Genomic DNA, 22,046 nt, shown 5'->3' with positions numbered 1-22,046 from the left:
CGAAGCTCCCCGTCAAGGTATGCAAATCGTCATCGCCGGCGCCGACGAGGACGGACTGGGCGCAGCGCTTTCCGACATCGAAGCCGACGTCCATGCGGTCGATGTCGCGAACCGGCCGGGCCTGGAGGAAGCCGGCATCCACGAGGCCGATGTCTATCTGCTGACCGAGATGCGCCAAGCGACCTCGATCGCGGTCGCGAAAGACCTCAACCCGGACGTCCGGGTCGTCATCTACGCCGACGGCTCGCTCCCGGATTTCGCCAGCCGGCAGGCGGATCTCGTCGTCGACCCCGACCTGCTGAGCCCGGAAGCGGTCGCAGAGGAGCTATAACCGGGCAGCCAGATCGGCAAGCCGGTCTGAGCCGCCGCGTTCGAAGGGCGTTCCATGGCCGGGCACCGCGATCTCGAACGACGGCGCGTCCTCGACGAGCGACTGGATCGACCGACGGACCTCCTGGCTGTCGTAGCTCAGGTGCCACGGCGAGGGGTGAAACTGTCCCCGCTTCTCCCGGACCAGATCGCCGAGCAGCGCCGTCGACAGCGACTCACTGACGTAACTGACGTGGCCGGGCGTGTGGCCCGGCGTGTGATAGGCGGTGAAGCTCCCGACGGTCTCGCCGTCGGACAGTGGTTCGATCGGGAGGTCGGGGGCGTCGACCAGTGGCGACGTGAGTCGCTGGAGCGCGCCCTTGTGGTTTCGCAGGGGCGGCGAACGGTCGCCGGCGACGACGTTCGCGTCGGCGGCCCCCACGTAGATCGTGGCGTCGGTCTGTTCGAAGGCGGACAGACCGCCCACGTGGTCCATGTCGTAGTGGGTCAGGAGAATCCGTTCGACGTCGCGGCGCTCGAACCCGGCGTCGATCAGGCCCGCGATCAGTCGGTCGCCGTGCCAGGGCATCCCGGTATCGACGAGCGTCAGCGTCCCGCCGTCGTCGACGAGCGCGGCGTTGACGCCCGTGAGGTCGTACCACCACACGCCGTCGCCGAGAGGCTGTACCATAGCTGTCGGTACGAACGCCGACGCCAAAACCCTTCACGGCTCTGTCGGCGACCTTCCTGACCGAGCCGCCAGTCAGAGGATGGTGTCGTCCGTCACAACGATGTGTGTCGCTGGAGGGCCGAACGAACCTATCACGCACTCCGTTACCGCTCGACGATGGTCCCGCCGGAGCCGACGGCGATGTCGGTGCTGCCCCGGACGACCGCTTTCAGGTTCTGGCCGCTGGGGGTCGCCTGCTGGTTCCACTTCCCGTCGAGGTCGTACACCTTCCCGCCGCCACCGACCGTGAGACCGTCACTGTCGTCGTCGGTGACCTCGATGTCGCGCAGGCCGGCGTCGCCGGTGTCGGCGGGCGTCCACTCAACCCCGTTCCAGTGGAAGATCATCCCGCCACCGCCGGAGATCCACACGTCGTCGAAGCCGTCTGAATCGACGCCGTAGAAGTTGACGTTGGCGTCGGCCAGCCCGGTCTTGTCCCAGGTCGCGCCGTCGCTGGTCCGGAAGACCGACTTGTTGCCGTCGACGATGTGGCCCTTGCGGTCGTCGAAGAAGTCGACGGCGTTGATTGCCGAGCCCGAGCCGGGCGTGACGTACTCCCAAGTCTGGCTGGCGCCGTTCTCGAAGGAGTAGTACATCTTCCCGGAGTCACCGGCGACGTAGACGTTCGCCTCGTCGGCCCGGCCCGTGACCGAGACATCGTTGAAGTTGTTGGTCACGTCCATGGGGGCGCTGTGGTCGGTCAGGACGCCGGATTCGATGTCGTACTCGCCGATCGCGCCCGAGGAACCGACGAACCACAGGCGCTTGCCGTCGTCGGTCACGTCCGCGCCGTAGAGGCTGTTTCCGTTCCCCGTCGGACCGCAGTCGACGATCTTCTGCCAGCCCAGCGGCGTCCGTTCGAGGACGATACCGCCACCACCGACCGCGTACGCGCCCTCGTCCGTGTACTCGACATCGTGGAGCGTGTTCCCCGTCGGCGACTCGACGGCGGTCCAGGGCGACTGGGCCGCCCCCGAGCCGGAGAACGTCGCGATCCCCGTGGCTGCGGCAACTGTCGCACCGATACCCTTGAGCGCACCGCGTCGCGTCGCAGTTCGATCGGACATTGCACGCTCACCTGGGGGGTGGAAACCACTTGAAGGGTTGACGCAGTTAAGACGATTTAGGTCCTTTAGAGGGATTGTACGGGCATTTTTCGAGACGCTGAAGGGGGAATTACCGGAACCGAGGGGTATCGCGATTCAGCGGTCGGTCAAGCAGTTCATAGCGTCTCTGTTCATTCGTTTTGTGAACTGCCGGCTCGATTAAGACGTTTTATTCGTTTTATGCCCTCGATTTCGCGGGGAAAAACCGGTCGAACGGGGCTATTCGAGTTCGGCGACGAGCGCCGGTGCTTCGGTCGTGACGACTTCCTCGACTGCGCGGACCGCCAGTTCTCGCTCGCCGGGAAGACAGAATACCGGGCTCCCGCCGGCGATCCCCGCCGTCGTTCGGACGCCGACGACGCTGGTCCCGGCCCGGTAAAACAGGAGGTTCCTGACGACTTCACCGAACCCGGGCAAGACCTTCTCGAACAGCGGGTGGACCGCCTCGATGACGACCTCCGACTGCGCGATACCGGTCCCGCCGACGGTGACGACCGCCTCCACGTCCGGTCGCGAAACCAGTCCGTCGACGGCCCCCTGGACCTCGTCGTATCCGCCCGACAGCTCCCGGGTCACAGTCACCGAGTGGCCGGCGTCGGTCAGACTCTCTGTCAGTCGATCCGCCGTCGGGTTCGGATCGTCCTCCGAAGTCGCTGCCTCGCCGACGGCGACGAGCGCCACGTCGATCGATCGTGTAGGTGTCATCGATACCGACTGTGCCGTCTGCGCTGTCGCTACTGGCTCCGAACTGGTTGGTTTCGATCCCGCCGGGGTTGTTTCGGCCGGCTCCTGGGTGTCGGCCGAGGCCGATTCGGGCGGGGAGCCGGGTGATTCGGCTGGCTCCATATCGCTGGCCGGGGCTGTCTTCTCGGCTTCGTCCGCTGTTTCGGTCCGTGAGGCCGCGTCTGCCTCCGTCGTCCGCGTGTCCGTCCCGTCCACTGTGTCTGTCTCGTCTGCGATCTCTGTTCCGTCCGCCGTCTCTGCCTCGTTCGCTGTCCCCGTCTCGTTCGTTCCGTCGTCACCGGGCGGCTCTGTCTCCTGATCGGGGTCCGTTTCCGGCTCATCGTCGGACTGCTCGCTCGCCCCCCGTCGCGTATCCCTGGACTGGAAATCGACCATGTCAGTACGTGGACGGTCCCCGGGTAAATACTCGGGGGCGGCCGCTGGCCGGCCGGACCGTCAGCGTTTTGCGGCCGCTGACCCGACCGTGAGGTATGGTCCGTTCTGACTACGGCCGAAGGGTCGTCACCCGTTTCGCCAGCGATGAGTGACGACGCCGCGAGCGACCGGGTATCCATCGACAGCGACGGCTCGGTGACGGTCACTGACGACGACTCCGGCTACGAGCGACCCAGCGGCGAGCCGCCCCGCCAGGCCGAACCGACCGAGGGGTTTGGCTGGCACGGCTGGATACTCGTCGGTGTGGTGTTCGTCGCCTTCCTCGTCGTTCCCGCAGCGATCCTCTATCTCCCAGCAGCGCGGGGGATCGTCGCCTCGCTGGGACTGACGCTCCGGGACGCCTACCTGGTGTTACCGCTGGTTCCGGCGTTCGTTCTGGGTACGGTCGCCGTCTGGTCCGCGCTACGGTCCCGTCGGTCGTAACGCAGTATCAGAGCTTGTAACGTCGGGGAACGATTTATACTCGGGTTTCCTGTACTCTCCGACAAATGCTCCTCTCGGTCGTCCTCCTGGCGGCCGTTCTCGGGATGTGTGTTGCCTTCCTGGTCTGGCTCCACCGTGACCGCCCGGGTGCTGGCCCCCTCGCAGCGTTCGTCGTGGCCGCGAGTCTGTGGGCCGTCGCTCACGGCCTGGAGCTTGCGGTCCCCGACATCGAGACGATGCGCTGGCTCCTCAAGGTGCAGTTGACCCTCTCCGTGGTCGTCCCGGTCGCCTGGCTGGCGACCGTCCTGGAGTACAGCGGGCGTCCGGAGTGGCTCACCCGCCGGCGACTCGCGCTCCTGTTGGTCGAACCGGGGGCGTTCGTCACGCTCGTCTGGTCGAACGCCGCTCATCAACTGGTCTGGGAGGGGAGCACGACGACGCTTCTCGGCGGGACGAGCGCGCTCGCACCCGAGTGGACGCTGTTGTACTTGGCGCATCTCGCGTACATCCTGGCGCTGATTCTCGGCGGTGGCGGGTTGTTGCTCCGGACGACGTTTCGAGCCAACGAGTCGTTCCGCGGGCAGGCGATCGTCCTGTTGCTCGCGATCACCGCGCCGACCGTCGCCCAGGCGCTGCACGTTCTCAACGCGATCCCGACTCAGTTCGATCCGACGAGTCTGGGCTATGTCGTCTCGGGTGTCGTCCTTTCGGCGGCACTCCTGCGCGGGCATCTGCTCGATGTCGCCCCAGTGACCCGTGACCTCGGGCGGGAGGCGATCTTCGCCGAGATGGACGATCAGGTCGTCATCGTCGACGACGACGGCCGCATCGTCGACGTCAACGACGCGGCCGTCGCGCTGTTCGATCGCGAGCGGAACGCGCTCCAGGGCCGGCGATTGGCGGAGCTGTTGCCGGCGCTGGCGGCGACTGTTCCCGATCCGGGCGAATCTATCCAGACGGAGACGGAACTACAACGGGACGGTGCGGTGAACTACTACGACGTGCGGGTGACGCCGCTGTACCGGGCCTACGGCGTCGTCTCCGGCCACCTCATCAGCCTCCGGGACGTCACCGGTCGGCGCCAGCGCGAGCAACGACTCGACGTTCTCAACCGCCTCCTGCGGCACAACATCCGCAACGAGATGAACGTCGTCCGGGGCAACGCCGACCTCCTCGCCGATCGGATCACCGACGACGACCAGGACCGGATCGAGCGCATCCGGGACACGGTCGACACTGTCGTCGATCGGAGCAACAAGATCGGCCGGGTCTCGGAGGCACTGGAAGACGAGTCGGTTCGACCGGTCCGACTTGCGAGCGTCCTCGCCCCGTTGATCGAGGACGCTCGGGAGACCTATCCTGCGGCCGATATCTCCCTCTCCTGTGACGAGGACGTCTGGGTGTCCGCTGGGCCGTCGCTCTCGCTTGCCTTCGAGGAATTGGTCGACAACGCCGTCGAACACGGCCGCTCGCCCGAACGGGACGCCACCGACGGCCCGACAGCAGCCGGCCGAGCGGACGGCGGCGCCAGCGTGAACGTCGACGTCGCCGTCACTTACCGTGCGGAACCGCCGAGGGTCCTCGTCACCGTCGCCGACGACGGACCGGGTATCGCCGCCCACGAACGGGAGGTCATCCAGGCGGGCGAGGAGACGCCGCTCCAGCACGGCTCCGGCGTCGGCCTGTGGCTCGTCGCCTGGGTCGTCCGCAATGTCGGTGGGACACTCTCGTTCGAGGGCGGGCCGGGGACGACCGTCGCGGTCGGCCTCCCCGCCGCGAAACCCCCGGAGTACGACGAGGCGTGACTCACCAGGACTTTCGCTCCCGGTCGCGCCAGAACTCCCCGCTCGGTGCCTCGGGGCGGAACCGTGCGAGCCACACCGGCGTCTCGGCACCTTTCTCGGGCGTCCGCGGGGCGCTGTCCTCGGTCATGTCCGTCTGGACGTAGCCCGGACACACCGAGTTCGCGAGCAGTCCCTCGGCGGCGTACTCCCCGTCGAGATACCGCGTCAACCCGTTCAGCCCGGTCTTCGACACGCGATAGGCGGGCATTCCGCCGGACTGACGCTCCGTGATCGCGCCCAGTCCCGAGGAGACGTTGACGACGCGGCCGCCGGGCCGGTCGAGCAACAGTGGGAGGGCGTGTTTGGTCAGTACCGTCGGTCCCCGGAGGTTCGTCTCGAACGTCCGGTCGATGGCGTCGGTGGGCATCTCGGCCAGAGGCTCCCGCGTGTCCATGACCCCGGCGTTGTTGACGAGCATATCGAGACGGCCGACCTCCGCGTCGATCCGGTCGACCGCGGCGGCCATCTCGGCGTCGTCGGTCACGTCGAGTTCGACCGCGCGGCGGTCGGCCGCCGTCACGTCCGCCGGGTCCCGCGCCCCGGCGTACACCGTCGCCCCGTGACTAACGAGGCCGTCGGCGATCGCCTTCCCGATCCCCCGTGTCGCGCCGGTCACCAGCGCGACCTGTCCGTCGAGGTCGTCGTACAGCGGAACGTCCATACCCGGGGTAGGGCGGCCAGGCCGAAAAACCGGACGACAGGTCGGTCGTTACCGCTCTTCGTCCCGGCGCATCGCGATCTCGAACCACGGGCAGAGCCGCAGTTGCCGGTAGTACTCGGGATGTTCGCGCAGGCGCTCGTAGGGGACCCACATGAGGCCGTCGACCTCCTCGGGGTTGGGGTCCAGCGAAGTGTCGTGCAGGGTCGCCTGCAGCACCGCACAGACCTCCCACTCCAGGCCGGCGTTCTCGTAGTAGCGCTTGTACTCGAAGCGGTCGGTGACCCGCAGGTTCTCGTACTGATCGGGCGAGACCCCCAGTTCCTCCTCCAGGCGCTCGCGGGTCGCCTCGATCTGTGTCTGGCCCTCGACGGGGTGGGAGGCGACGGTGCCGTCCCAGTGGGTGTCCCACAGCCGTTTGCCGGCGGCACGCTGGGCCAGCAGCACACGGCCCTCTTCGTCGAACAGCAGTGCGGTGAACGCCCGGTGCCGGACGCCGTCGCCGGTGTGGGCGTCGAGACGGTTGACCAGCCCCTCCTCGTTGTCGTCGGCATCGACTGCGATGACGTCCTGCTCGGCGTTCTTATGAACCTCGTCGGCGTCGTTGCTCATTGTCAGTTCACTCACAGCGGGGATTCTTACGCGCTTCGACTCGGCGCGCCCTCCAGTTCCGAGACGAACCGCTTGAGCACCTGCTCTTCGGCTCGGTGGAGCGTCTCGCTACAGGTCGATTTCGCGATCCCGACCGTCTCGGCGAGTTCGGTCAGCGAACACCGTCGTGGGGTGTCGTAGTACCCCTCCTCGACGGCCGTCCGGACGAGATCACGCTGGCTCTCGGTCAGGACCGGCTCCTCGGTGACGTGTTGCTGGACCTTCTCGACGGTGAAGGGGATGCCGAACTCGTCGAGTTGCTCGCCCAACTGGGAGAGCCGTTCCTGCGGGGCCGTGATCTCCCAGATGGCCTCTCCGTCTTCGAGGGTAAACGGCATCTCTAACGGGATCCCCGACCCCTGGATCGGGAACAGCAACAGCGGAGTCGACGTCTCGAACTGTATCAGTGCGGTGTCGTTCGTCGTCGAGAGGATCTCCATCGAGGTCACCGGCTCCCGACTCTCGATGTCGCCGAGGACGCCGGGCAGGTCGTCGGTCGTCACCTCCGCGAGCCCGACCCCTGATTCCTCGTCGGGAAGCGCAGCTAAGACCCGAACCGTGACGTCGTGCTGTCTGGAGACGTCACCGATCCAGATGTCCTCTGGCACCGTGAGCGTGAGTTCTGCGCGTGGCATCGTTCTCACCCGAATATATTCGGCGAGAGCGCAGAGCAGTGTTGCCGAACATGTTCGCTTCACGGGCCAGACGGATCAGTGTACTGGCAGGGGACTCAAACGGGGTCCAGCAGCCGGGCGGCCACGTCGTCCAGACGCTCCTCGACGCCGGAATCCGGTGGCGTCTCGATCGCACACAGGACCTCGCGGTTCGCCCGGAGGAGCGGTGTGCGCTGCAGAGAGACGAGCACGCGGCCGGTACCAAAGAGCATCCAGCCGGACATGTTCGGGGGTGGCGAACGCTTATCCCGCCGGACGGTCGCCATCCGATATGGAACGCGTGTCGGTGAGACGAACCTTCGACGCGACGCCCGAGCGAGTCCGCCAGGAGATGGCCGACCTGGAGGCGTTCATGCTCGGTGCCGGCTTCGACGACGTGACCGTCGAGGACGACACCATCGTCATCAACAACCGGGTCGGGCTGTTCGACATCGAACTCGTCCTCGATATCGTTGAGGAGGAGGGGGCGGCGCTGGTCTACGAGCAACGCGACGGCGCCTTCGAGTCGATGCGAACCGAGTACCACGTCGACGCCGACGGTGAGGGGACGACGGTGACCGCGACGACGGAGTACACCGCGTTGGATCTGGCCGTGGTCGGCCAGTTGCTCGATTCGACGGTCGTCGACCGCCAACGGCGGAAGGAACTCGAAGCGCAGTTCGACTGGCTGGAAGAGCGACTCGCTTGACTGACGACGTTCCCCGAACATGTACGGGACAGGACGGACCCCTACAGCCCGCTAACTACCGGGTATGAGCCACGCCCACGAAGACATCCCGTCGGTGACCGACGCCGTCCACGACAACTCCTGGTCGGCGAACCTCGAACAGCCTGCCCACGCCGAGGACCGGGGACTGGTCGTCGAGCAGGCGATGGAGGCGATCGAACACACGACGGCGGGACACCACGTCAACCTGGTCACCCACGGGGAGCATGGCCATCCCGAGACGTACCTGTTCGCGGAACTGGAGTCGGCCTACGGCGACGGGATCGACGTCGAGTACGTCGAGCAGTGTGGCTGTGGCGGCCACGTCACCCGGGTGCACGTCTGATGTACGGGGACATGGACCTGACCGAACGGCCGCTGGTCCTGATCTGGGAGCTGACCCAGGCCTGTGAGCTGGCCTGCAAACACTGCCGGGCCGACGCTCAGCCGCGCCGTCACCCCCGGGAGCTGTCGACCGAGGAGGGGAAGGCGCTGCTGGACGACGCCCGCGAGTTCGGCGAGGGGCAACTGGTCGTCCTCTCGGGGGGCGACCCGCTGGCCCGGGACGACGTGGTCGATCTCGTCGACTACGGTACCGACCAGGGGCTCAGGATGACGCTGACGCCCAGTGGCACCGCCTCGATCACCCGCGAGGCGCTCTCGGACCTCTCGGCCGCTGGACTCCGCCGGCTAGCCCTCTCGCTGGACGGCGGCGACGCCGTCGCTCACGATACCTTCCGAGGCGAGGGCGGGAGCTTCGAGGCGACGATGGAGGCCGCTCGTGCGGCCGCGGACCTCGACATCCCGCTGCAGATCAACACCACGGTCTGTGCGGAGACGGTCAAGCAGTTGCCGGCCATCCGGGAGCGGGTCGCGGAACTGGGTGCGGTCCTGTGGTCGGTGTTCTTCCTCGTCCCGGTCGGTCGCGGTCGGGTGTTGACCCCGATCCCGCCGGCCCGGGCCGAGCGAGTCATGGAGTGGCTCCACGAGGTCAGCGACGAGGCCCCCTTCGGTGTCAAGACGACCGAAGCACCCCACTACCGCCGGGTCGGGATGCAACAGCGGGAGGAGGGCGGCCCGACAAGACGGATGGGCGTCCGGGCTGGTAAGGGGTTCGCGTTCGTCAGCCACACCGGCGAGGTCTACCCCTCCGGATTCCTCCCGAAGTCGGCCGGTGACGTCCGCGAACGGAGCGTCGTCGACATCTACCGCGATTCGGAGCTGTTCCGGTCGCTGCGGGACGACGACGCGCTGTCGGGCAAGTGTGGTGCCTGCGAGTTCCGTGGTGTCTGTGGCGGGAGCCGTTCGCGAGCCTACGCGACCACCGGCGACCCGCTCGCGGCGGACCCGCTGTGTGAGTACGAACCACCGGGCTACGACGGCCCCATTCCCGATCAGCACCCGGCCGATTGAGGGGGTTTTTCAGACACTGGGAACGAGCGACCCCCGTTTTATGCCAGTAGTCCGCACAGTCTGGTATGAGCGACTCGGGTATCAGGGTCGAACTGGCGGTCGACTCCCCCGGTGCCTGTCCGGTGGCGGATGTCACCGAAGAGGTCGGGGCCTCCGTGACCGACGTTTCGCGGTCCAGCCCACAGGGGGGACAGGTCGTCGAGGAGTTCACGACCGACGGCGAGGCCGACGTCGTCGAAGCCTACCCCGGCGCCGAACAGGTCTTCGCCGCGGGCGACGGGGGGCGGTATCGATTCGAGCGCGACCGGACGGACTGTGTCTGTGAAGCAGTCGAGACCTTCTCGTGTCCGGTCGCGGACATCCGTGCGGTCGACGGCCGGCTCATGTTGACGTTTCACGCACCGGACGTCGACAGGGTTCGAGCCATCGTCACTCGGCTCAAAGATCTCTACGACGGCGTCTCGCTGCGGTCGTTGCGACGGGACGGCGACGCGACGGTGATGGACACGACCGTCGTCGACCGGAGCAAACTCACCGACCGCCAGCGGGAGGTTCTGGAGACTGCCGTCGAGATGGGCTACTTCGAGTATCCGAAGGGTGCCAACGCCGGCGAAGTCGCCGAGGCGCTCGACATCTCGGTGTCGACGTTCGCCGAGCACCTGGCGGCGGCCCAGACCAAGCTCATGGACTCGATCCTGGCGGACTAACGGCGACGGAACGCCGCTCCGAGCAGCCAGCAGGACAGGCCTGCGCCGACGACGCCGACCGCTTCGCCACCGAACACGAGCGGTGGAGATTCACTAACTATCCCCAGTAGTTGTCCCCCGAGTCCGACGACGAGTAGTCCGATCGTCACCGTCGCGACCCGATCCGTCGATAGCCGCGACCGGCCGACGGTCGGCGGGTAGAACTGGAACGTGGCACCGATCACGGTCAACCCGAGAAAGCCCAGCAGCATCGTCCGGTAGTGTGCCCGGACGAGCGCGGGGTCCCGCCCATCGAAGACTGTCGCCAGCGCCAGCCCGACACCGACGACGCCGTAGCCGACGGCCGCCAGAACCGCGTAAAAGCCCACGCGTCGCCGGTCCGAACGGCGAAACATGACCACGTAGGCCGCCGCGAACCCGACGACTGCGAGCGCTTCCAGTATACCACCGACCAGGAGGAGCCGACGGTCGAACAGCCCGACAGCAAGCAACGCCGGTGCGACCGCTCCGGCCGGGAGGACGAGCCAGACCAGCGGCCGGGGCGGTTCGGCGACGAGAAACCGGGGGAACAGCCGGAACCCGACACCGAAGACGAACAGCGCGGCGGTCCCGGCCCCGAGCAGGTGCGAGACCTGCGCCGGCAGGAGCCACTGGCGTCCGAGGGCCGGCAGTGTGACGGCGACCGCGCCAGCGGCCAGGTACACGAGCGCGACCGGGACGACGGCGTTGGCGAGCCTGTCGACATCCCTCCGGTGGGTGTTTGCGCCGCCCGTGCCCGTCTCGCGTCCCGTGAGGTTCGTTCGGAGGGTCCAGCCCAGCGACCCCAGGAACACGGCGACACCCAGTCCCCAGCAGGCGCGCCCGACCGTGGTGACCCACGCCGGCGTCGCGGATACGAGCGCCAGTCCCGCCGTTCCGACGACCGACAGCGGGAACTGCACGGCTGGTGCCCACGGGAGCGCGAGATCACGGTCGAAGTACGCGGGGACCAATGCGTAGGCCTTCCCGAACAGGACGTGCAGGACGAACCCGTACAGGCCGAGGACGACCACCGCTCGGCGGCCGAGATCGGCGGCTACAGCGAGATGCGCAGCCAGGAAAAACAGGACGCCGACCGCGACGAGCCTGCGGGTCCAGCGCGTGACCCGCGGGTCGCTCATCTCACTCCGGGCTGATGTGGACGTGCCACTCGTCGTCGGCGATCCGATCGGTCTCGTGGGTGAACCCCCGCGCACTGAGAGCGTCGTACAGCGGGACCGGCTCGAAACTGTTGACCAACTCCAGGTTCTCGCCCTCCTCGAGGTCGTCGAGCGCGCTCATGATCTCTCCGAACGGTTCGCCGTCGATGTTCCGGACGTCCATCGTCCGACTGTCACGCTGTTCCGTCGCCATACGTGACAGGACGGGGGCTGTCGGTCAGACGCTTGTCCCGAACGTGTTCGCCGAGGTGAACGCTGCCGTCCCGACACCGGCGCCACAGACGGCACAGCCAGCGTCGAGGAGTCGCTCGCGTGCGCCGGCATCGACGGTGACGGCAGCCCCACACTCGGGGCAGGTGAACCGATACGTCGACATCGGTATCGGATGGTCCCCCGATGGCACGAAAACCGGTCACCCATCGTTCTGTGGGGTTTCAGGGGAGAGGTGGCGTTCCATCGTCACGAACGGGACGGTCACGTCCTCGATCTCTCGGTGGATGGTTCCCGTCCGCTCGTAGCCGTGCCGCTCGTAGAACCCGACCGCACTGAGTGAGGACGCGAGTTCGACGACCCCGATGCCAGCGAACCGTGCGGCGGTTTCGAGTTGCTTCAACAGCGTCGTCGCGATGCCCATGTCGGCGTAGAACGGACTGACGAACAGTGCGTCCAGTCGCTGCTCCGGCAACTGGAGGACGCCGTATCCCACCACGGTGTCGTCGATCGTCGCCACCTGGATCTCGTACTGGTCGGCCGACGGCGACGCCTCGAAGGCCTCGATGTTCCCCTCGTCCGGTGCCCAGGCCGCAAGCTGGCCCTCAGTGTACCGCTCGTCCTCGATACCGAGGATCGCCGCGCGCTTGACGGACAACATCGTGCCGGCGTCTTCGGGCCTGGCCTTCCGGAACTGGACGTCGTCGCCCACTCCCGGCGGTCGGATACTCGCGGTGATAAGCGTTCCGTCGTTACCGTCGCGGCTCGCGGGAACAGGGAGAGACTCGCTCCGCTCGTCTCTCTGGCTCCCGCTCGACAGTTAACGACCAGTCCTACGGACTGAGTCGCTGCCGGTCTGCCCAAGAGCCGTGCAGTGGCTCTCGTGCGCTCTCAACGTCTTCGCCTACGGGCTCAGACGTTGACGATCTCGCGGGAACACCGTTGGACTTCACTTCGTTCGTCCAACGAGCACCCGCTCGACAGTTAACGACCAGTCCTACGGACTGAGTCGCTGCCGATCTCGCGGGAACAGCACCGCTTCGCGGATGTTCTCCAGTCCGAGCATCGTCATGATGAGCCGCTCGCCACCGAGACCCCAGCCGGCGTGGGGGGGCATGCCGTAGCGGAACATCTTGGTGTAGTACTCGAACGCCTCGGGATCGAGGCCCTGCTGCTCGAAGCCGGCGACGAGGTGGTCGTAGCGGTGCTCACGCTGGCCGCCGGAGACAAGCTCCATCGACGGGTGCATCATGTCGAAACCCGTCGAGACCTCCTCGTCGTCGTCGTGGTCCTTGATGTAGAACGGCTTGATCTCGCTGGGCCAGTCAGTGATGAAGTAGTGTTCGCCGACCTCCTGGCCGAGGACGTGTTCGGCCTCCGTCGAGAGGTCGTCGCCCCAGACCAGCGGCTCATCGAGTTCGCCGGTCGCGTTGATCCGGTCGAGGGCGTCCTGGTAGGTCAGCCGCGGGAACTCACCGTCGGGGGCCGCGAACTCGTCGGCCAGATCAAGCGCTTCCAGTTGCTCCTGGCAGTTCTGTGCGACGGCCTCGTAGGCCGATTTGACGACGTGTTCGCAGGCGTCCATCGCCTCGGTGTGATCGAAGAACGCCGACTCGAAGTCGATCGACGTGGCCTCGTTGAGGTGTCGGGGCGTGTTGTGCTCCTCGGCGCGGAAGATCGGGCCGATCTCGAAGACCCGCTCCAGCCCGGAGCCGACCATCAGCTGCTTGAACAGCTGGGGGCTCTGGTTCATGAAGGCCTCCTGGCCGAAGTAGGTGATCGGGAACAGCTCGGTGCCACCCTCGGTTCCCGTCGCGACGATCTTCGGGGTGTTGATCTCCGTACAGCCGATCTCACGGAATGCGTCCCGGACCGCGCGCAGGACCTCGGCGCGGATCTCGAAGACGGCCTTGATCTCGGGCTTGCGGAGGTCCAGCGTCCGGTTGTCCAGCCGCGTGGGGAGTTCGGCGTCGACTTTCCCCGAGGGGTCAAGCGGCAGTTCGGGGTCGGCCTCGGAGATCACGTCGACCGATTCGGGTGTGACCTCGACGCCGGTGGGAGCACGGGGCTCCTCTTCGACGGCACCGGTGACCGAGATGACCGACTCTCGGTGGACGTTCAGCCCCGTCTCGACGAGGGCCTCGTCCATCTCGTCTTTCTCGAACTTGACCTGGATCTTGCCGGTCGTATCCCGCAGGATGAGGAAGGCGATACCACCCAGATCTCGAAGCTCGTGGACCCAGCCGGCGACGGTGACCGTCTCGCCGGGCTCGGCGTCCGCTGTGTAGGTTCGGTCGTCCATATTCGTCCGTTTGCGGGGACGGACTTAAACTCCGTTTATTCACCCTCGCCGGTATCCAGCCACTCGGTCAGCCACGCGCGGTGGATCGCCACGGCTTCGGCCCCGGTCCGTTCGGGGTAGTGCGGTCGGGTCACCACGCCCGCGGAGTCGACCGCGGCGGTGACGACGGCCGCCACTCGGTAGGCCCGCGGGACCGACGGCAGCGGGCGAACGGACCGATAACCCCCGCGAAACGCGCTCCGGAGCGGCTCCGGGTCCGTCCCGTACCAGCGGGCAACGAGGTGTTCGGTCTTGGCGACCGACAGCGCCGGATCGGCGGCTTGCGGGCCACCCCAGTCGAGGACAGCGGCGAGGTCGCCTGCCGACACCAGGGCGTTCCCTGGCCGGAGGTCCCAGGGGAACAGCCGCGGCCGCCGGGTTCGGGCAGGGGGCTCCAGCGCGGCGGCAAGTTCCGGCCGCAGGTCGTCGAACGCCGCCGGCAGTGCTGCCAGGGCGTCCTCGGCAGCGGTAGTGAACGCCTCGGCGATGGACCGACCGCCACCGATCAGCGACCCGCCGGCATCGACCGATAGCGGCCCGGCCGACTCGAAGGCAAACGCCTCGTGGAGCCGCGCCAGCACGCTCCCGAACTGTCGGGCGACCTGTTGGCGTCGATCCGCCGGGAGGGCGTCGAACCGCTCGTGGAGGTCCGTGCCGTCGACGTACTCGGTGACGAGATAGCCACGCCCGTCGAGCCGACCGTGTGCGAGCAGCCGCGGAACCGGAACGCTCGTCCGGTCGGCGACGGCAGCCAGTAGTGTGGCTTCGGTGTGTACCGCCGCGGGGTCGTCCGCCAGTTGGACGACGACTGCGGGCCGGTCGGGGTACCGTGCGACGGCTGTCCTCTTGTGGTTCCCTTGACGCGGCCGTTCGATCGTCTCGGGCATCCGGTCCGGGACGACCCGACGGAACACCTGTTCGACGTCGCTCACGGCTGTCGAGGTTCGTCCGACCGCTCCAACACCTCGATGAGGTCCGCCGGACTGTCGAAGACGTATTCGGGACGGTAGCCCTCGCTGTCCCCGGGTGTCCGGGGACACCAGGCGGCCTGAAGGCCGGCACCGTGTGCGCCCGCCACGTCGTAGGCAAGCGAGTCGCCGACGTACAGCGTCGCCTTTGGGGCGGTTCCCAGGGTCTCGCACACGTCGGTGAACGGCTCCGGATGTGGCTTGCGCCGCGGCCGGTCGCCCGCGTACCAGACAGTGTCGACCCTATCAGCGAGCGCCAGCGACTCGACTTTCGGACGCTGACGGCTTGCAGGACCGTTGGTCAACACACCGACTGGACCGTGCGCTCGGGCGGCTCGCAACGCCCCGTCCGCCCCGTCACGGAAGGCGACGGCGCGCCGGTCGACGGTGTCGAGCAGCCCGGCGGCCAGTTCGTCGGCCGGGACCTGTCTGTGGCCGTACTGTGCGCCGAGCCGGCGGAAGCCGGCAGCCAGATACGACTGCTCGTCCTCGGGGTCCGGTGGACCGTCCAGAGCCGCCCACAGCTCGTCGACGGCACCGAACTGCGGGAGGTCGACGGCCTCGAAGGCACCGGCAAACACCGTTTCCTCGTCTTGGGTGGACTCACACAGCGTCCCGTCGAGGTCGAAGACGACCGCCTCCACCTGCTGCATAGCCGCCGTAGGGACTGGGCGGAGAAAAGCGGCGTGTGTCAGCGATCGGCGGTCGCTGCGTGGGCGTCTCTGGCGCCCTCGACGGTCTCACGGACCGCGTCGACGCCCTCGTCGTGAACGAGATCGCCGACGACGATGGTGTCGGCGTGTTCCGCCATCCGCCGGGCGGACTCGTAGTCGCCGATCCCGCCGCCGTAGAACAGCGTCGCGTCGTCGATGGCCTCGGCCGCAGCGGAGACGATCTCGGTATCGCCCAACATTCCCGAATACTCGACGTAGACGATCTCCTGGCCGAGCAGGTGTTCGGCGGCCTCGGCGTAGGCGGCGACTTCCTCGGCATCGAGATCGCAGTCGGCCTGGGTGTAGGTGGCGACGGAGGCCTCGGGGTTCATCACGATATAGGCCTCGGTGAAGGTTCTGGACCAGTCGATCTCGTCGTCAATACGGATCCACTCCTTGTGGGCGCCGGTGATCCAGGTCACGTCGCCGGCGTTCATCACGACCGGGACCAGATAGCCGTCGTGGCGGTCGCTGTGGACGACTGACGCCGGGTTCGAGGGTTCGATGTAGACGGGGATGTCGTACTTTCCGCAGGCCTCGACGACCCGCTGCATCTTCTCTTCGGTCATCCCAGTGGTACCGCCGACCTCGATCGCGTCGGTCCCGGTCGCAGCTACGTCCTCGAACGTTTCGCCGTCGACCAGCGTCTTGTCCGGGTCGATCTTGACGATGTGGTCCCAGTCCGCCCAGTCGCTCATACCGCAGTGACGTTTGTCTGTCGGCATAACCGCTTCGGATGGCCGGGATGTGTAGCGTGACATCCATTCGGTCCTGTCGAACCAGTACGTTTCGGCACGCCCGACCGCTTCAGCGGTACTGTTACCGTCAGCGACCCGGGAAGCCCCGTTTCAGTTCCGCCGCGATAGCGACATCGACCACCGACGTTACGGTACTTCGACTAGTCGCGCCCGAAGCCGACTTCGCCGAGTGACCACCATGCCTTAGCGGCTGGCGGCAAAGCATCTCCCATGCACCAGTTGACGACGGTTGAGGCCGTCCACGAGGAGGGGTCGGTGTTGTTCACCGCGACGGACCCCTACGGTGACCTCGAAGAAATCGTCGTCGTCCCCTGCGAGGACGGCGTCGAAGCGTGGGTCAACGTCTGCACCCACGAGCAACAGCGGTTCGACACCGGCCGTGGCGTCCCGATGCGGGAGGGCCAACTGATCTGTCCCCGCCACGGGTCGCTGTTCGACGCGTGTTCGGGCGACTGCGACAACGGCGAAGCGGCGGGGACGACTCTCCCCGGGGTCGACATCGCCGAGCGACACGGCACCGTCTTCCTGATCGACGACGACTACGACTTTCACCACGAGGGCGGGATCGACGACGACGATGGCCCGAGTTCGACCTCGCATCTACAGTTGTAGATCGCGGTGGCGGTCGCTGTCGCGGCGGTGGCCGGGAGCGCTCCGTTGCGCGACCTGGGGACGGGCGGGGGCTGACAGAGAGCATCCGGCGGCGCAGCCGCCGGTTCACCGAACGCGAGGCTACGCCGAGCGTTCGGCCGTTTTTCCCCATGTTTTTGCGAGGAGCCCTCCCACAGCGCGCTCTTCGAGCGCGCGAGGAAGGGCGACGAAGTAAAAAGTGGTCGTCAATCACCCGGACTGGACCCGACGGCGGGCGAATCGCCGCGCTCGCCGACCCGCGGTGCCATCGCGGCAGCGGCCGTCGGTGCCAGGGAGTTGACCACCGCGCGGCCGTCGCGCTCGCGCTCGACGAGACCGGATTCCTGGAGGCGGTCGAGGTGGTGGGTCACGGTACTTGGGTCCCGGTCGAGTTCGTCGGCCAGTGCCGACACTGACGCCGGTCCGACGGTCGCGAGCGCCCGGAGGACGGTCTCCGTCGCGTCGTCGGCCAGCGCGGCAGCGAGTTTGTCGGTCGGTTCGTCGCCGGAGAAATACCGGCGCTTGCCCCGGATCTTCACGGGTGTGACGACGGCCTCGCGTTCGAGGACTTTGAGGTGGTACCGGACGGTGCTCATCGAGGCGTCGCTGGCGTCGGCCAGTTCCGAGAGGTACGCGCCGGGGTTGTCCTCGATGGCCGCCGCCAGGTCCGCCCGCGTCTCGTGTTCCAGCGGGTCCTCGGAGTGGAGCGCGTAGCCGGCGATACCGAGGAACCGCCAGAGGCGGTCGGCGACTCCGCGGTAGGCAGTTCGCACGAAGGGAACACTCGACTGGGCGACACCGCTTGCGGCGGTTGGACTCCCGCCCGTCGCCCCGACGTAGGCCCGCCCCGCCGCACCGGCTGCGACCGTCGCACCGACACCGACGGCGACGCTCTTCCCGTCCGGCGTCGGCATCTCACCGCCGAGGCCCGGCGGCTTTGCTCCGCTCGCAGCCCCTGCCGACGCGTTAGCCGCGGTGCTGGAAGCGTTTGCGGTCGAACGGTTCGCTCCACCGGCCGCGGTGCCGTCGGCGTTCGTTCGGGCGGTCGTTCCGGTCTGGTCGGGCGTCGCTCCCCGGGCCGAGGTCCCGTCCACGTTCACCGCTCCGTCCGCGGTCGCGTTCACCGACGGGCGTGCAGTCGCGTTCACGGTCGTGTTCGACGCACCGTCCAGCGTCGACCCGGCGGACTCGCTGGCCGACTCGGCGTCGTCGCGGACTGTTCGGGTCGTGTCCGCGGCGTTCTCGGTCGTCTCCTCGACGGACCCCGTCGTGTTCTCGGCCGTCTTCGGTACCGTCGATGTCGTAGTCTCCGTCGTGGTACTGACCGTCGACGTAGTATTGTCGTCGGTCTCTGCCGCATCGTCCGTCGTCTCGTCGACAGACGACGTGGTGCTGTCGGTCGTCTCACCGACCGTCGACGTATCGTTGTCCGAGGGGACCACGCCGTCGTCCGCAACCAGACCGGACGGAACAGCCCTCTCGTCGGTCGTGACGGCCGCTCCGAGACCTGACGCGAGGAGGACACAGCAGACGAGCCCCACGGCGAGGGCGACGGTCGAACGGGTCATCGGACGGTTCGCTCGGCACGTAGTTTCCCTGAGAGAGACAAGTATCTTGTGCCCGAAGTCGCGTTCTTTTAAATATTGTCTGGAGTACACAGTTCTCGGCTGATAGCCGCTCTATCCTGATAATACGCACGTTTGGACGGTTTTGTCAGAAATTCCTTTTATCAACTGCCCCTCGATCTGAGTGGACGATGATCCGACAAACGACACTGACAGCGGTGATGGCAGTGCTGCTGGCCACCGCCGGTATCGCGCCGGCTGCCGCGGCCAGCGGCGACGCGAGTAGTACTGCCGGCGAATCGCTCACTGTGACGGTCCACACGACCGAGAACGAGACTGTGGTGACCGTCGAGTCCGACGGCGAGGCCGTCTCCGGTGCCGCCGTGGACATCGAGAGCCTCGGCGAGACCGAGGTCGCAGCCGAAGGCGAGTACGAAACGGACGCGGACGGACAGATCCGCGTGCCCACGCCCGAGACGACCGCAGCGGTCGACGTGGGTATCGAGAGCGAACAGGTCGACGCCGAGGATGTCGTCACCCTGGCCGGCGAGGCGGCCGCCGAGCGCACGATGACGGTCACCGTGGACGTCGAGACGGAGGCGAACGCCGAAGCGACGGCTAGCGAAACGGCCGCGGACGAGCGGCGTTCGAACGACAGCGATCAGCCGACCGAGGAACCCACCGCAGCCACCGAGAGCGCACGGGACGGTTCCGAGGGTGATCGGTCCGGCAACGGCTTCGGCGCCAGCGTCGTCATCGACATGGTCGTCGAACTGTTTGCCGGCGGCCCCGGTGACCCCGCGGCCCCCGCCAACGAGAACGCGCACGGCGACAACGCGAGCGACCGCAGTAACCAGCACAGCGACGAGCAGTCTTCGGCGGAGGCCGAGAATTCAGGGAACGCCAATGCGGCTGTCGATGCCCGAGCGAACGCCAATGCCAGCGCTGCCGCCGACGTGAACGCGACGGCAAACGCCGACACCAACGCGGCCGTCCACGCCGACAGCGATGCGGACGCGGATAGTGACGCGAACGCCGACAGCGAGAGCGAATCGAACGCGACCGTCGACGCCGACGTCGACACCGAGACGACCGCCAGTGCCGGGGGCAACGCGTCCGCGAACGGTTCGGCACGCGGCGCGGTTGGCCTGTAACCACCCGACGCGGACGGTCCATCCCCTGACGTTCGGCCCTCCGGCCGGTAGTTCACCCCGCGGCGTCAGTTCTCCACGGCGTCGCCTGTTTCTGCCTCGGGTTCGACTGCGTTCTCGCCGGGGATGATCGCGGGGTCTTTCCACAGCAGCGTCACGAAGACGGCGACTCCCAGGAACTCGATGGTCTTGATCGCGGACTCGACCGGTTCGGTGACGAAGTGATCCAGGATCAGGAGGACGAGGCTCCCGCCGTGGTGGCCCGCGCCGCCGCCCGGCGCGTCGAAGCCGTCGACGAGGAACGCACCGTGGCCGGTCGCGTGCCAGAACACCCAGGCGGCGATCGAACCGGCGAGCAGGACCATCCCGGTCAGATAGGCGTTCCGGAGGCTGACGATCCGTCGGGTGACGAGATACGGGCCGGCGAGCAACACCACCGCGAAGGCGACGAAGAAAAACGGACGCGGGTCCGGGGGAAGTCCGCGAAGGAGAAAACCCTCGGCGGCCTGGAGGTAGACGATACTCCGGGGGAGCCCCCACCAGAGGTGAAACGCCGCCGTCGCGAACACGAGTGCCGCGACGGTCGCACGGAGGCCGGTGATGAGCCGTCTGTCCATGGTGTGGCTCGAACCCTCGACGACAAGAGGCCATCGAAGTCCCGGATGGCCGTCCGAACACGGCCACAGCGCAGCCGTCTCAAAAGGGTTAATCGACGGGCTCGCCGAAGTGGTGGTGTGCTCCCCGCCGACTATTCCCGGGCGACCGTGGCACGCCTCCTCGCTGCGCTCCTGGTCGTCTCGCTGATCGCGCCGATAGCCGTCAGTGCGGTGACCGCAGACGACCGGGAGGCGACGACACTCCAGCGTGGGACCGTCACGTCGCCGGCCAACGGCACCACCGTCGTCAGTACCCAGGGCTACACGTTCCAGGGGAACACGAACCCCAAGAAACCGGCCCGGCTGGTCGCCGTCGACGAGCGGGGCCGGCTCCAGTGGACCTACACGAGCAGACAGGGGACCGACGCGTGGTTCTTCGACGTCGATCCACTGCCGAACGGGAACCTGCTCGTCGTCTCCCCACGGGAGGGCAAGACCCTGGTGTACGAACTCGACCCCGAGACCAGAGAGCGCGAGTGGGAACGACTGCTCCCGTACGAGGACACCCACGACATCGACATGCTGAACGACACTGCACTGGCGGTCTCGCACATGCGGGCCTGGAACGAGAGCGAGGGGGTCTCCGACGACGAATTGCTCGTCTACAACCTCACCACCGATACCGTCACCTGGCGGTGGCGCTACCGCGACCACTACCCGGCCAGCACCGACGGCGGACAGGACGACGACTGGACACACAGCAACGACATCGATCCCGTCGGTGACGACAAGTTCCTCGCCTCGCCGCGGAACTTCGACCAGGTCATCCTCGTCAACCGGACGACGGGTGAGATCGAACTGCAGTTGGGCGAGGACGGCAACCACGACATCCTCAACGAGCAACACAACCCCGACTTCCTCCGTGGGGCCGACGGGACGCCGACGATCCTGGTCGCCGACAGCCACAACGACCGCGTCGTCGAGTACGCCTACACGAACGGGAACTGGACCCGGACCTGGGAAGTCGGTTCCGGGCAGTTGAACTGGCCCCGGGACGCCGACCGGCTTCCCAACGGCAACACGCTCATCACCGACACGCTCAACCACCGGGTTATCGAGGTGACCCCGACAGGTGAAGTCGTCTGGGAGTATTACGCCACCTGGGGTCCCTACGACTCCGAGCGAGTGGCCCACGGCGACGGCTCGACGGGGCCGACGATCCGCGAGCAGAACGCGACCGGGAGCTACACGCTCTCCGGGAGCGCGAACCTCACGGCCGGTGGCAACGAGTCGGCCCCGGTCGGAACGTTCATCGAAGCGAGCTTCGTCGGGACGCCCCTGGACGACACCGCGGCCACGGTCGGCGCGCTCTGGGGGCATTACACCCCGTGGCTGCGCCCGGTCTGGATGAGCGGCTGGGACCTCTTCTACGGGTTGGTGGCCGGCGTCGTCCTGCTGGGCTGGGCAGTCGCCGAAGGCATCAGGCTCGGACGAGCGCGTCTGGCCGAGAGATAA

The 22,046-nt window shown here is 67.2% G+C and carries 27 protein-coding genes; 10 read left to right on the top strand and 17 right to left on the bottom strand.

The genetic code is table 11. The features are described from left to right. Nucleotides 1-19 precede the first annotated feature (19 nt). Nucleotides 20-331, top strand: a complete 312-nt coding sequence (locus VJ109_RS03800; protein ID WP_324759138.1) for a DUF7126 family protein — start codon at nucleotides 20-22, stop codon at nucleotides 329-331. Here VJ109_RS03800 and VJ109_RS03795 read toward each other — a convergent pair. The 3 genes from VJ109_RS03795 to VJ109_RS03785 form a co-directional block, all read right to left on the bottom strand. Then, a complete protein-coding gene (locus VJ109_RS03795; protein ID WP_324759136.1) occupies nucleotides 326-1,000 on the bottom strand; it encodes an MBL fold metallo-hydrolase in 675 nt (224 codons plus the stop codon). The two genes, VJ109_RS03800 and VJ109_RS03795, sit on opposite strands and share 6 nt — an antisense overlap. 143 nt (nucleotides 1,001-1,143) lie before the next feature. Then, a complete protein-coding gene (locus VJ109_RS03790) occupies nucleotides 1,144-2,106 on the bottom strand; it encodes a WD40/YVTN/BNR-like repeat-containing protein (RefSeq protein ID WP_324759134.1) in 963 nt (320 codons plus the stop codon). Nucleotides 2,107-2,364: 258 nt separating this feature from the next. Then, the gene (locus tag VJ109_RS03785; protein WP_324759132.1) at nucleotides 2,365-3,264 is read right to left on the bottom strand and encodes a MogA/MoaB family molybdenum cofactor biosynthesis protein; all 900 of its coding nucleotides are present in this window, start codon (nucleotides 3,262-3,264) and stop codon (nucleotides 2,365-2,367) included. 144 nt (nucleotides 3,265-3,408) lie between these two features. Here VJ109_RS03785 and VJ109_RS03780 point away from each other — a divergent pair, with 144 nt between their 5' ends. Both VJ109_RS03780 and VJ109_RS03775 read left to right on the top strand, forming a co-directional pair. Next, on the top strand, nucleotides 3,409-3,747 hold the full coding sequence (locus VJ109_RS03780; protein WP_324759131.1) for a DUF7977 family protein: 339 nt from the start codon (nucleotides 3,409-3,411) through the stop codon (nucleotides 3,745-3,747). A gap of 65 nt (nucleotides 3,748-3,812) precedes the next feature. Then, complete coding sequence (locus tag VJ109_RS03775) at nucleotides 3,813-5,552, top strand: histidine kinase N-terminal 7TM domain-containing protein (RefSeq protein ID WP_324759129.1); 1,740 nt, start codon at nucleotides 3,813-3,815, stop codon at nucleotides 5,550-5,552. Nucleotide 5,553: 1 nt separating this feature from the next. Here VJ109_RS03775 and VJ109_RS03770 read toward each other — a convergent pair whose 3' ends face one another. The 4 genes from VJ109_RS03770 to VJ109_RS03755 form a co-directional block, all read right to left on the bottom strand. Beyond that, on the bottom strand, nucleotides 5,554-6,252 hold the full coding sequence (locus tag VJ109_RS03770) for an SDR family NAD(P)-dependent oxidoreductase (protein ID WP_324759128.1): 699 nt from the start codon (nucleotides 6,250-6,252) through the stop codon (nucleotides 5,554-5,556). A 48-nt stretch (nucleotides 6,253-6,300) separates the two neighbouring features. After that, complete coding sequence (locus tag VJ109_RS03765) at nucleotides 6,301-6,861, bottom strand: NUDIX hydrolase (protein WP_324759126.1); 561 nt, start codon at nucleotides 6,859-6,861, stop codon at nucleotides 6,301-6,303. 26 nt (nucleotides 6,862-6,887) lie between these two features. Then, nucleotides 6,888-7,535 carry a helix-turn-helix domain-containing protein gene (locus VJ109_RS03760; RefSeq protein WP_324759124.1) on the bottom strand — a complete coding sequence of 216 codons (648 nt, stop codon included), beginning with the start codon at nucleotides 7,533-7,535 and terminating at the stop codon, nucleotides 6,888-6,890. Nucleotides 7,536-7,630: 95 nt separating this feature from the next. Continuing rightward, nucleotides 7,631-7,786 (bottom strand): hypothetical protein, encoded by a 156-nt coding sequence (locus tag VJ109_RS03755; RefSeq protein ID WP_324759122.1) that lies wholly within the window; start codon nucleotides 7,784-7,786, stop codon nucleotides 7,631-7,633. A gap of 59 nt (nucleotides 7,787-7,845) precedes the next feature. On the opposite strand from VJ109_RS03755, the gene VJ109_RS03750 reads away from it, so the two are divergent. The 4 genes from VJ109_RS03750 (at nucleotide 7,846) to VJ109_RS03735 (ending at nucleotide 10,400) form a co-directional block, all read left to right on the top strand. Then, nucleotides 7,846-8,262: an SRPBCC family protein gene (locus tag VJ109_RS03750; protein ID WP_324759120.1), complete on the top strand. Its 417-nt coding sequence runs from the start codon at nucleotides 7,846-7,848 to the stop codon at nucleotides 8,260-8,262. 64 nt (nucleotides 8,263-8,326) lie between these two features. Continuing rightward, on the top strand, nucleotides 8,327-8,626 hold the full coding sequence (locus tag VJ109_RS03745; protein ID WP_324759118.1) for a CGCGG family putative rSAM-modified RiPP protein: 300 nt from the start codon (nucleotides 8,327-8,329) through the stop codon (nucleotides 8,624-8,626). Then, nucleotides 8,626-9,693 carry a radical SAM protein gene (locus VJ109_RS03740; protein ID WP_324759116.1) on the top strand — a complete coding sequence of 356 codons (1,068 nt, stop codon included), beginning with the start codon at nucleotides 8,626-8,628 and terminating at the stop codon, nucleotides 9,691-9,693. Before VJ109_RS03745 ends, VJ109_RS03740 begins: the two co-directional genes overlap by 1 nt. Before the next feature lie 65 nt (nucleotides 9,694-9,758). Next, complete coding sequence (locus tag VJ109_RS03735; RefSeq protein WP_324759115.1) at nucleotides 9,759-10,400, top strand: helix-turn-helix domain-containing protein; 642 nt, start codon at nucleotides 9,759-9,761, stop codon at nucleotides 10,398-10,400. Here VJ109_RS03735 and VJ109_RS03730 read toward each other — a convergent pair. The 8 genes from VJ109_RS03730 to VJ109_RS03695 form a co-directional block, all read right to left on the bottom strand. Then, nucleotides 10,397-11,560 carry a hypothetical protein gene (locus VJ109_RS03730; RefSeq protein WP_324759114.1) on the bottom strand — a complete coding sequence of 388 codons (1,164 nt, stop codon included), beginning with the start codon at nucleotides 11,558-11,560 and terminating at the stop codon, nucleotides 10,397-10,399. The genes VJ109_RS03735 and VJ109_RS03730 overlap by 4 nt on opposite strands. Before the next feature lies 1 nt (nucleotide 11,561). Beyond that, nucleotides 11,562-11,792: a DUF2249 domain-containing protein gene (locus tag VJ109_RS03725; protein ID WP_324759113.1), complete on the bottom strand. Its 231-nt coding sequence runs from the start codon at nucleotides 11,790-11,792 to the stop codon at nucleotides 11,562-11,564. A gap of 24 nt (nucleotides 11,793-11,816) precedes the next feature. Next, nucleotides 11,817-11,975, bottom strand: a complete 159-nt coding sequence (locus VJ109_RS03720; RefSeq protein ID WP_324759111.1) for a DUF7560 family zinc ribbon protein — start codon at nucleotides 11,973-11,975, stop codon at nucleotides 11,817-11,819. Between the two features lie 36 nt (nucleotides 11,976-12,011). Beyond that, on the bottom strand, nucleotides 12,012-12,521 hold the full coding sequence (locus VJ109_RS03715; RefSeq protein ID WP_276180279.1) for a GNAT family N-acetyltransferase: 510 nt from the start codon (nucleotides 12,519-12,521) through the stop codon (nucleotides 12,012-12,014). 285 nt (nucleotides 12,522-12,806) lie between these two features. Then, nucleotides 12,807-14,111, bottom strand: a complete 1,305-nt coding sequence (gene aspS, locus VJ109_RS03710; RefSeq protein WP_324759110.1) for an aspartate--tRNA(Asn) ligase — start codon at nucleotides 14,109-14,111, stop codon at nucleotides 12,807-12,809. Between the two features lie 35 nt (nucleotides 14,112-14,146). Beyond that, the gene (locus tag VJ109_RS03705; protein ID WP_324759108.1) at nucleotides 14,147-15,082 is read right to left on the bottom strand and encodes a phosphotransferase family protein; all 936 of its coding nucleotides are present in this window, start codon (nucleotides 15,080-15,082) and stop codon (nucleotides 14,147-14,149) included. Next, entirely contained in the window at nucleotides 15,079-15,771 is a 693-nt protein-coding gene (locus VJ109_RS03700) for an HAD family hydrolase (RefSeq protein ID WP_324759107.1), read from the bottom strand. The genes VJ109_RS03705 and VJ109_RS03700 overlap by 4 nt, the downstream gene beginning before the upstream one ends. Nucleotides 15,772-15,809: 38 nt before the next feature. Then, entirely contained in the window at nucleotides 15,810-16,529 is a 720-nt protein-coding gene (locus tag VJ109_RS03695) for a phosphoglycerol geranylgeranyltransferase (protein WP_324759106.1), read from the bottom strand. A gap of 270 nt (nucleotides 16,530-16,799) precedes the next feature. On the opposite strand from VJ109_RS03695, the gene VJ109_RS03690 reads away from it, so the two are divergent. Then, nucleotides 16,800-17,201 (top strand): Rieske (2Fe-2S) protein, encoded by a 402-nt coding sequence (locus VJ109_RS03690; RefSeq protein WP_324759104.1) that lies wholly within the window; start codon nucleotides 16,800-16,802, stop codon nucleotides 17,199-17,201. Between the two features lie 224 nt (nucleotides 17,202-17,425). Here VJ109_RS03690 and VJ109_RS03685 read toward each other — a convergent pair whose 3' ends face one another. Beyond that, entirely contained in the window at nucleotides 17,426-18,787 is a 1,362-nt protein-coding gene (locus VJ109_RS03685) for a winged helix-turn-helix transcriptional regulator (protein ID WP_324759102.1), read from the bottom strand. Nucleotides 18,788-18,975: 188 nt separating this feature from the next. Here VJ109_RS03685 and VJ109_RS03680 point away from each other — a divergent pair, with 188 nt between their 5' ends. Continuing rightward, nucleotides 18,976-19,938 carry a hypothetical protein gene (locus tag VJ109_RS03680; RefSeq protein WP_324759100.1) on the top strand — a complete coding sequence of 321 codons (963 nt, stop codon included), beginning with the start codon at nucleotides 18,976-18,978 and terminating at the stop codon, nucleotides 19,936-19,938. A gap of 65 nt (nucleotides 19,939-20,003) precedes the next feature. Here VJ109_RS03680 and VJ109_RS03675 read toward each other — a convergent pair whose 3' ends face one another. Further along, a complete protein-coding gene (locus tag VJ109_RS03675; RefSeq protein WP_324759098.1) occupies nucleotides 20,004-20,552 on the bottom strand; it encodes a hypothetical protein in 549 nt (182 codons plus the stop codon). Between the two features lie 117 nt (nucleotides 20,553-20,669). Here VJ109_RS03675 and VJ109_RS03670 point away from each other — a divergent pair, with 117 nt between their 5' ends. Beyond that, nucleotides 20,670-22,046, top strand: coding sequence for an aryl-sulfate sulfotransferase (locus tag VJ109_RS03670; RefSeq protein WP_324759096.1), 1,377 nt, complete (start codon nucleotides 20,670-20,672; stop codon nucleotides 22,044-22,046).

Source organism: Haloarcula montana, assembly GCF_035666295.1.
In the GTDB taxonomy this organism is placed as follows: Archaea; Halobacteriota; Halobacteria; order Halobacteriales; family Haloarculaceae; genus Haloarcula; species Haloarcula montana.
The sequence above is the reverse complement of the archived record's forward strand: the minus strand, read 5'-3'. Positions and strand labels throughout refer to the sequence as shown.

Coding starts and splice junctions, on each gene's coding strand:
- VJ109_RS03800 (WP_324759138.1), top strand. CDS start 20: ATGCAAATCGTCATCGCCGGCGCCGACGAGGACGGACTGGGCGCAGCG.
- VJ109_RS03675 (WP_324759098.1), bottom strand. CDS start 20,552: ATGGACAGACGGCTCATCACCGGCCTCCGTGCGACCGTCGCGGCACTC.
- VJ109_RS03690 (WP_324759104.1), top strand. CDS start 16,800: ATGCACCAGTTGACGACGGTTGAGGCCGTCCACGAGGAGGGGTCGGTG.
- VJ109_RS03755 (WP_324759122.1), bottom strand. CDS start 7,786: ATGCTCTTTGGTACCGGCCGCGTGCTCGTCTCTCTGCAGCGCACACCG.
- VJ109_RS03780 (WP_324759131.1), top strand. CDS start 3,409: ATGAGTGACGACGCCGCGAGCGACCGGGTATCCATCGACAGCGACGGC.
- VJ109_RS03785 (WP_324759132.1), bottom strand. CDS start 3,264: ATGGTCGATTTCCAGTCCAGGGATACGCGACGGGGGGCGAGCGAGCAG.
- VJ109_RS03745 (WP_324759118.1), top strand. CDS start 8,327: ATGAGCCACGCCCACGAAGACATCCCGTCGGTGACCGACGCCGTCCAC.
- VJ109_RS03680 (WP_324759100.1), top strand. CDS start 18,976: ATGATCCGACAAACGACACTGACAGCGGTGATGGCAGTGCTGCTGGCC.
- VJ109_RS03735 (WP_324759115.1), top strand. CDS start 9,759: ATGAGCGACTCGGGTATCAGGGTCGAACTGGCGGTCGACTCCCCCGGT.
- VJ109_RS03695 (WP_324759106.1), bottom strand. CDS start 16,529: ATGAGCGACTGGGCGGACTGGGACCACATCGTCAAGATCGACCCGGAC.
- VJ109_RS03720 (WP_324759111.1), bottom strand. CDS start 11,975: ATGTCGACGTATCGGTTCACCTGCCCCGAGTGTGGGGCTGCCGTCACC.
- VJ109_RS03740 (WP_324759116.1), top strand. CDS start 8,626: ATGTACGGGGACATGGACCTGACCGAACGGCCGCTGGTCCTGATCTGG.
- VJ109_RS03760 (WP_324759124.1), bottom strand. CDS start 7,535: ATGCCACGCGCAGAACTCACGCTCACGGTGCCAGAGGACATCTGGATC.
- VJ109_RS03700 (WP_324759107.1), bottom strand. CDS start 15,771: ATGCAGCAGGTGGAGGCGGTCGTCTTCGACCTCGACGGGACGCTGTGT.
- VJ109_RS03790 (WP_324759134.1), bottom strand. CDS start 2,106: ATGTCCGATCGAACTGCGACGCGACGCGGTGCGCTCAAGGGTATCGGT.
- VJ109_RS03770 (WP_324759128.1), bottom strand. CDS start 6,252: ATGGACGTTCCGCTGTACGACGACCTCGACGGACAGGTCGCGCTGGTG.
- VJ109_RS03730 (WP_324759114.1), bottom strand. CDS start 11,560: ATGAGCGACCCGCGGGTCACGCGCTGGACCCGCAGGCTCGTCGCGGTC.
- VJ109_RS03725 (WP_324759113.1), bottom strand. CDS start 11,792: ATGGCGACGGAACAGCGTGACAGTCGGACGATGGACGTCCGGAACATC.
- VJ109_RS03750 (WP_324759120.1), top strand. CDS start 7,846: ATGGAACGCGTGTCGGTGAGACGAACCTTCGACGCGACGCCCGAGCGA.
- VJ109_RS03775 (WP_324759129.1), top strand. CDS start 3,813: ATGCTCCTCTCGGTCGTCCTCCTGGCGGCCGTTCTCGGGATGTGTGTT.
- aspS (WP_324759110.1), bottom strand. CDS start 14,111: ATGGACGACCGAACCTACACAGCGGACGCCGAGCCCGGCGAGACGGTC.
- VJ109_RS03765 (WP_324759126.1), bottom strand. CDS start 6,861: ATGAGCAACGACGCCGACGAGGTTCATAAGAACGCCGAGCAGGACGTC.
- VJ109_RS03685 (WP_324759102.1), bottom strand. CDS start 18,787: ATGACCCGTTCGACCGTCGCCCTCGCCGTGGGGCTCGTCTGCTGTGTC.
- VJ109_RS03795 (WP_324759136.1), bottom strand. CDS start 1,000: ATGGTACAGCCTCTCGGCGACGGCGTGTGGTGGTACGACCTCACGGGC.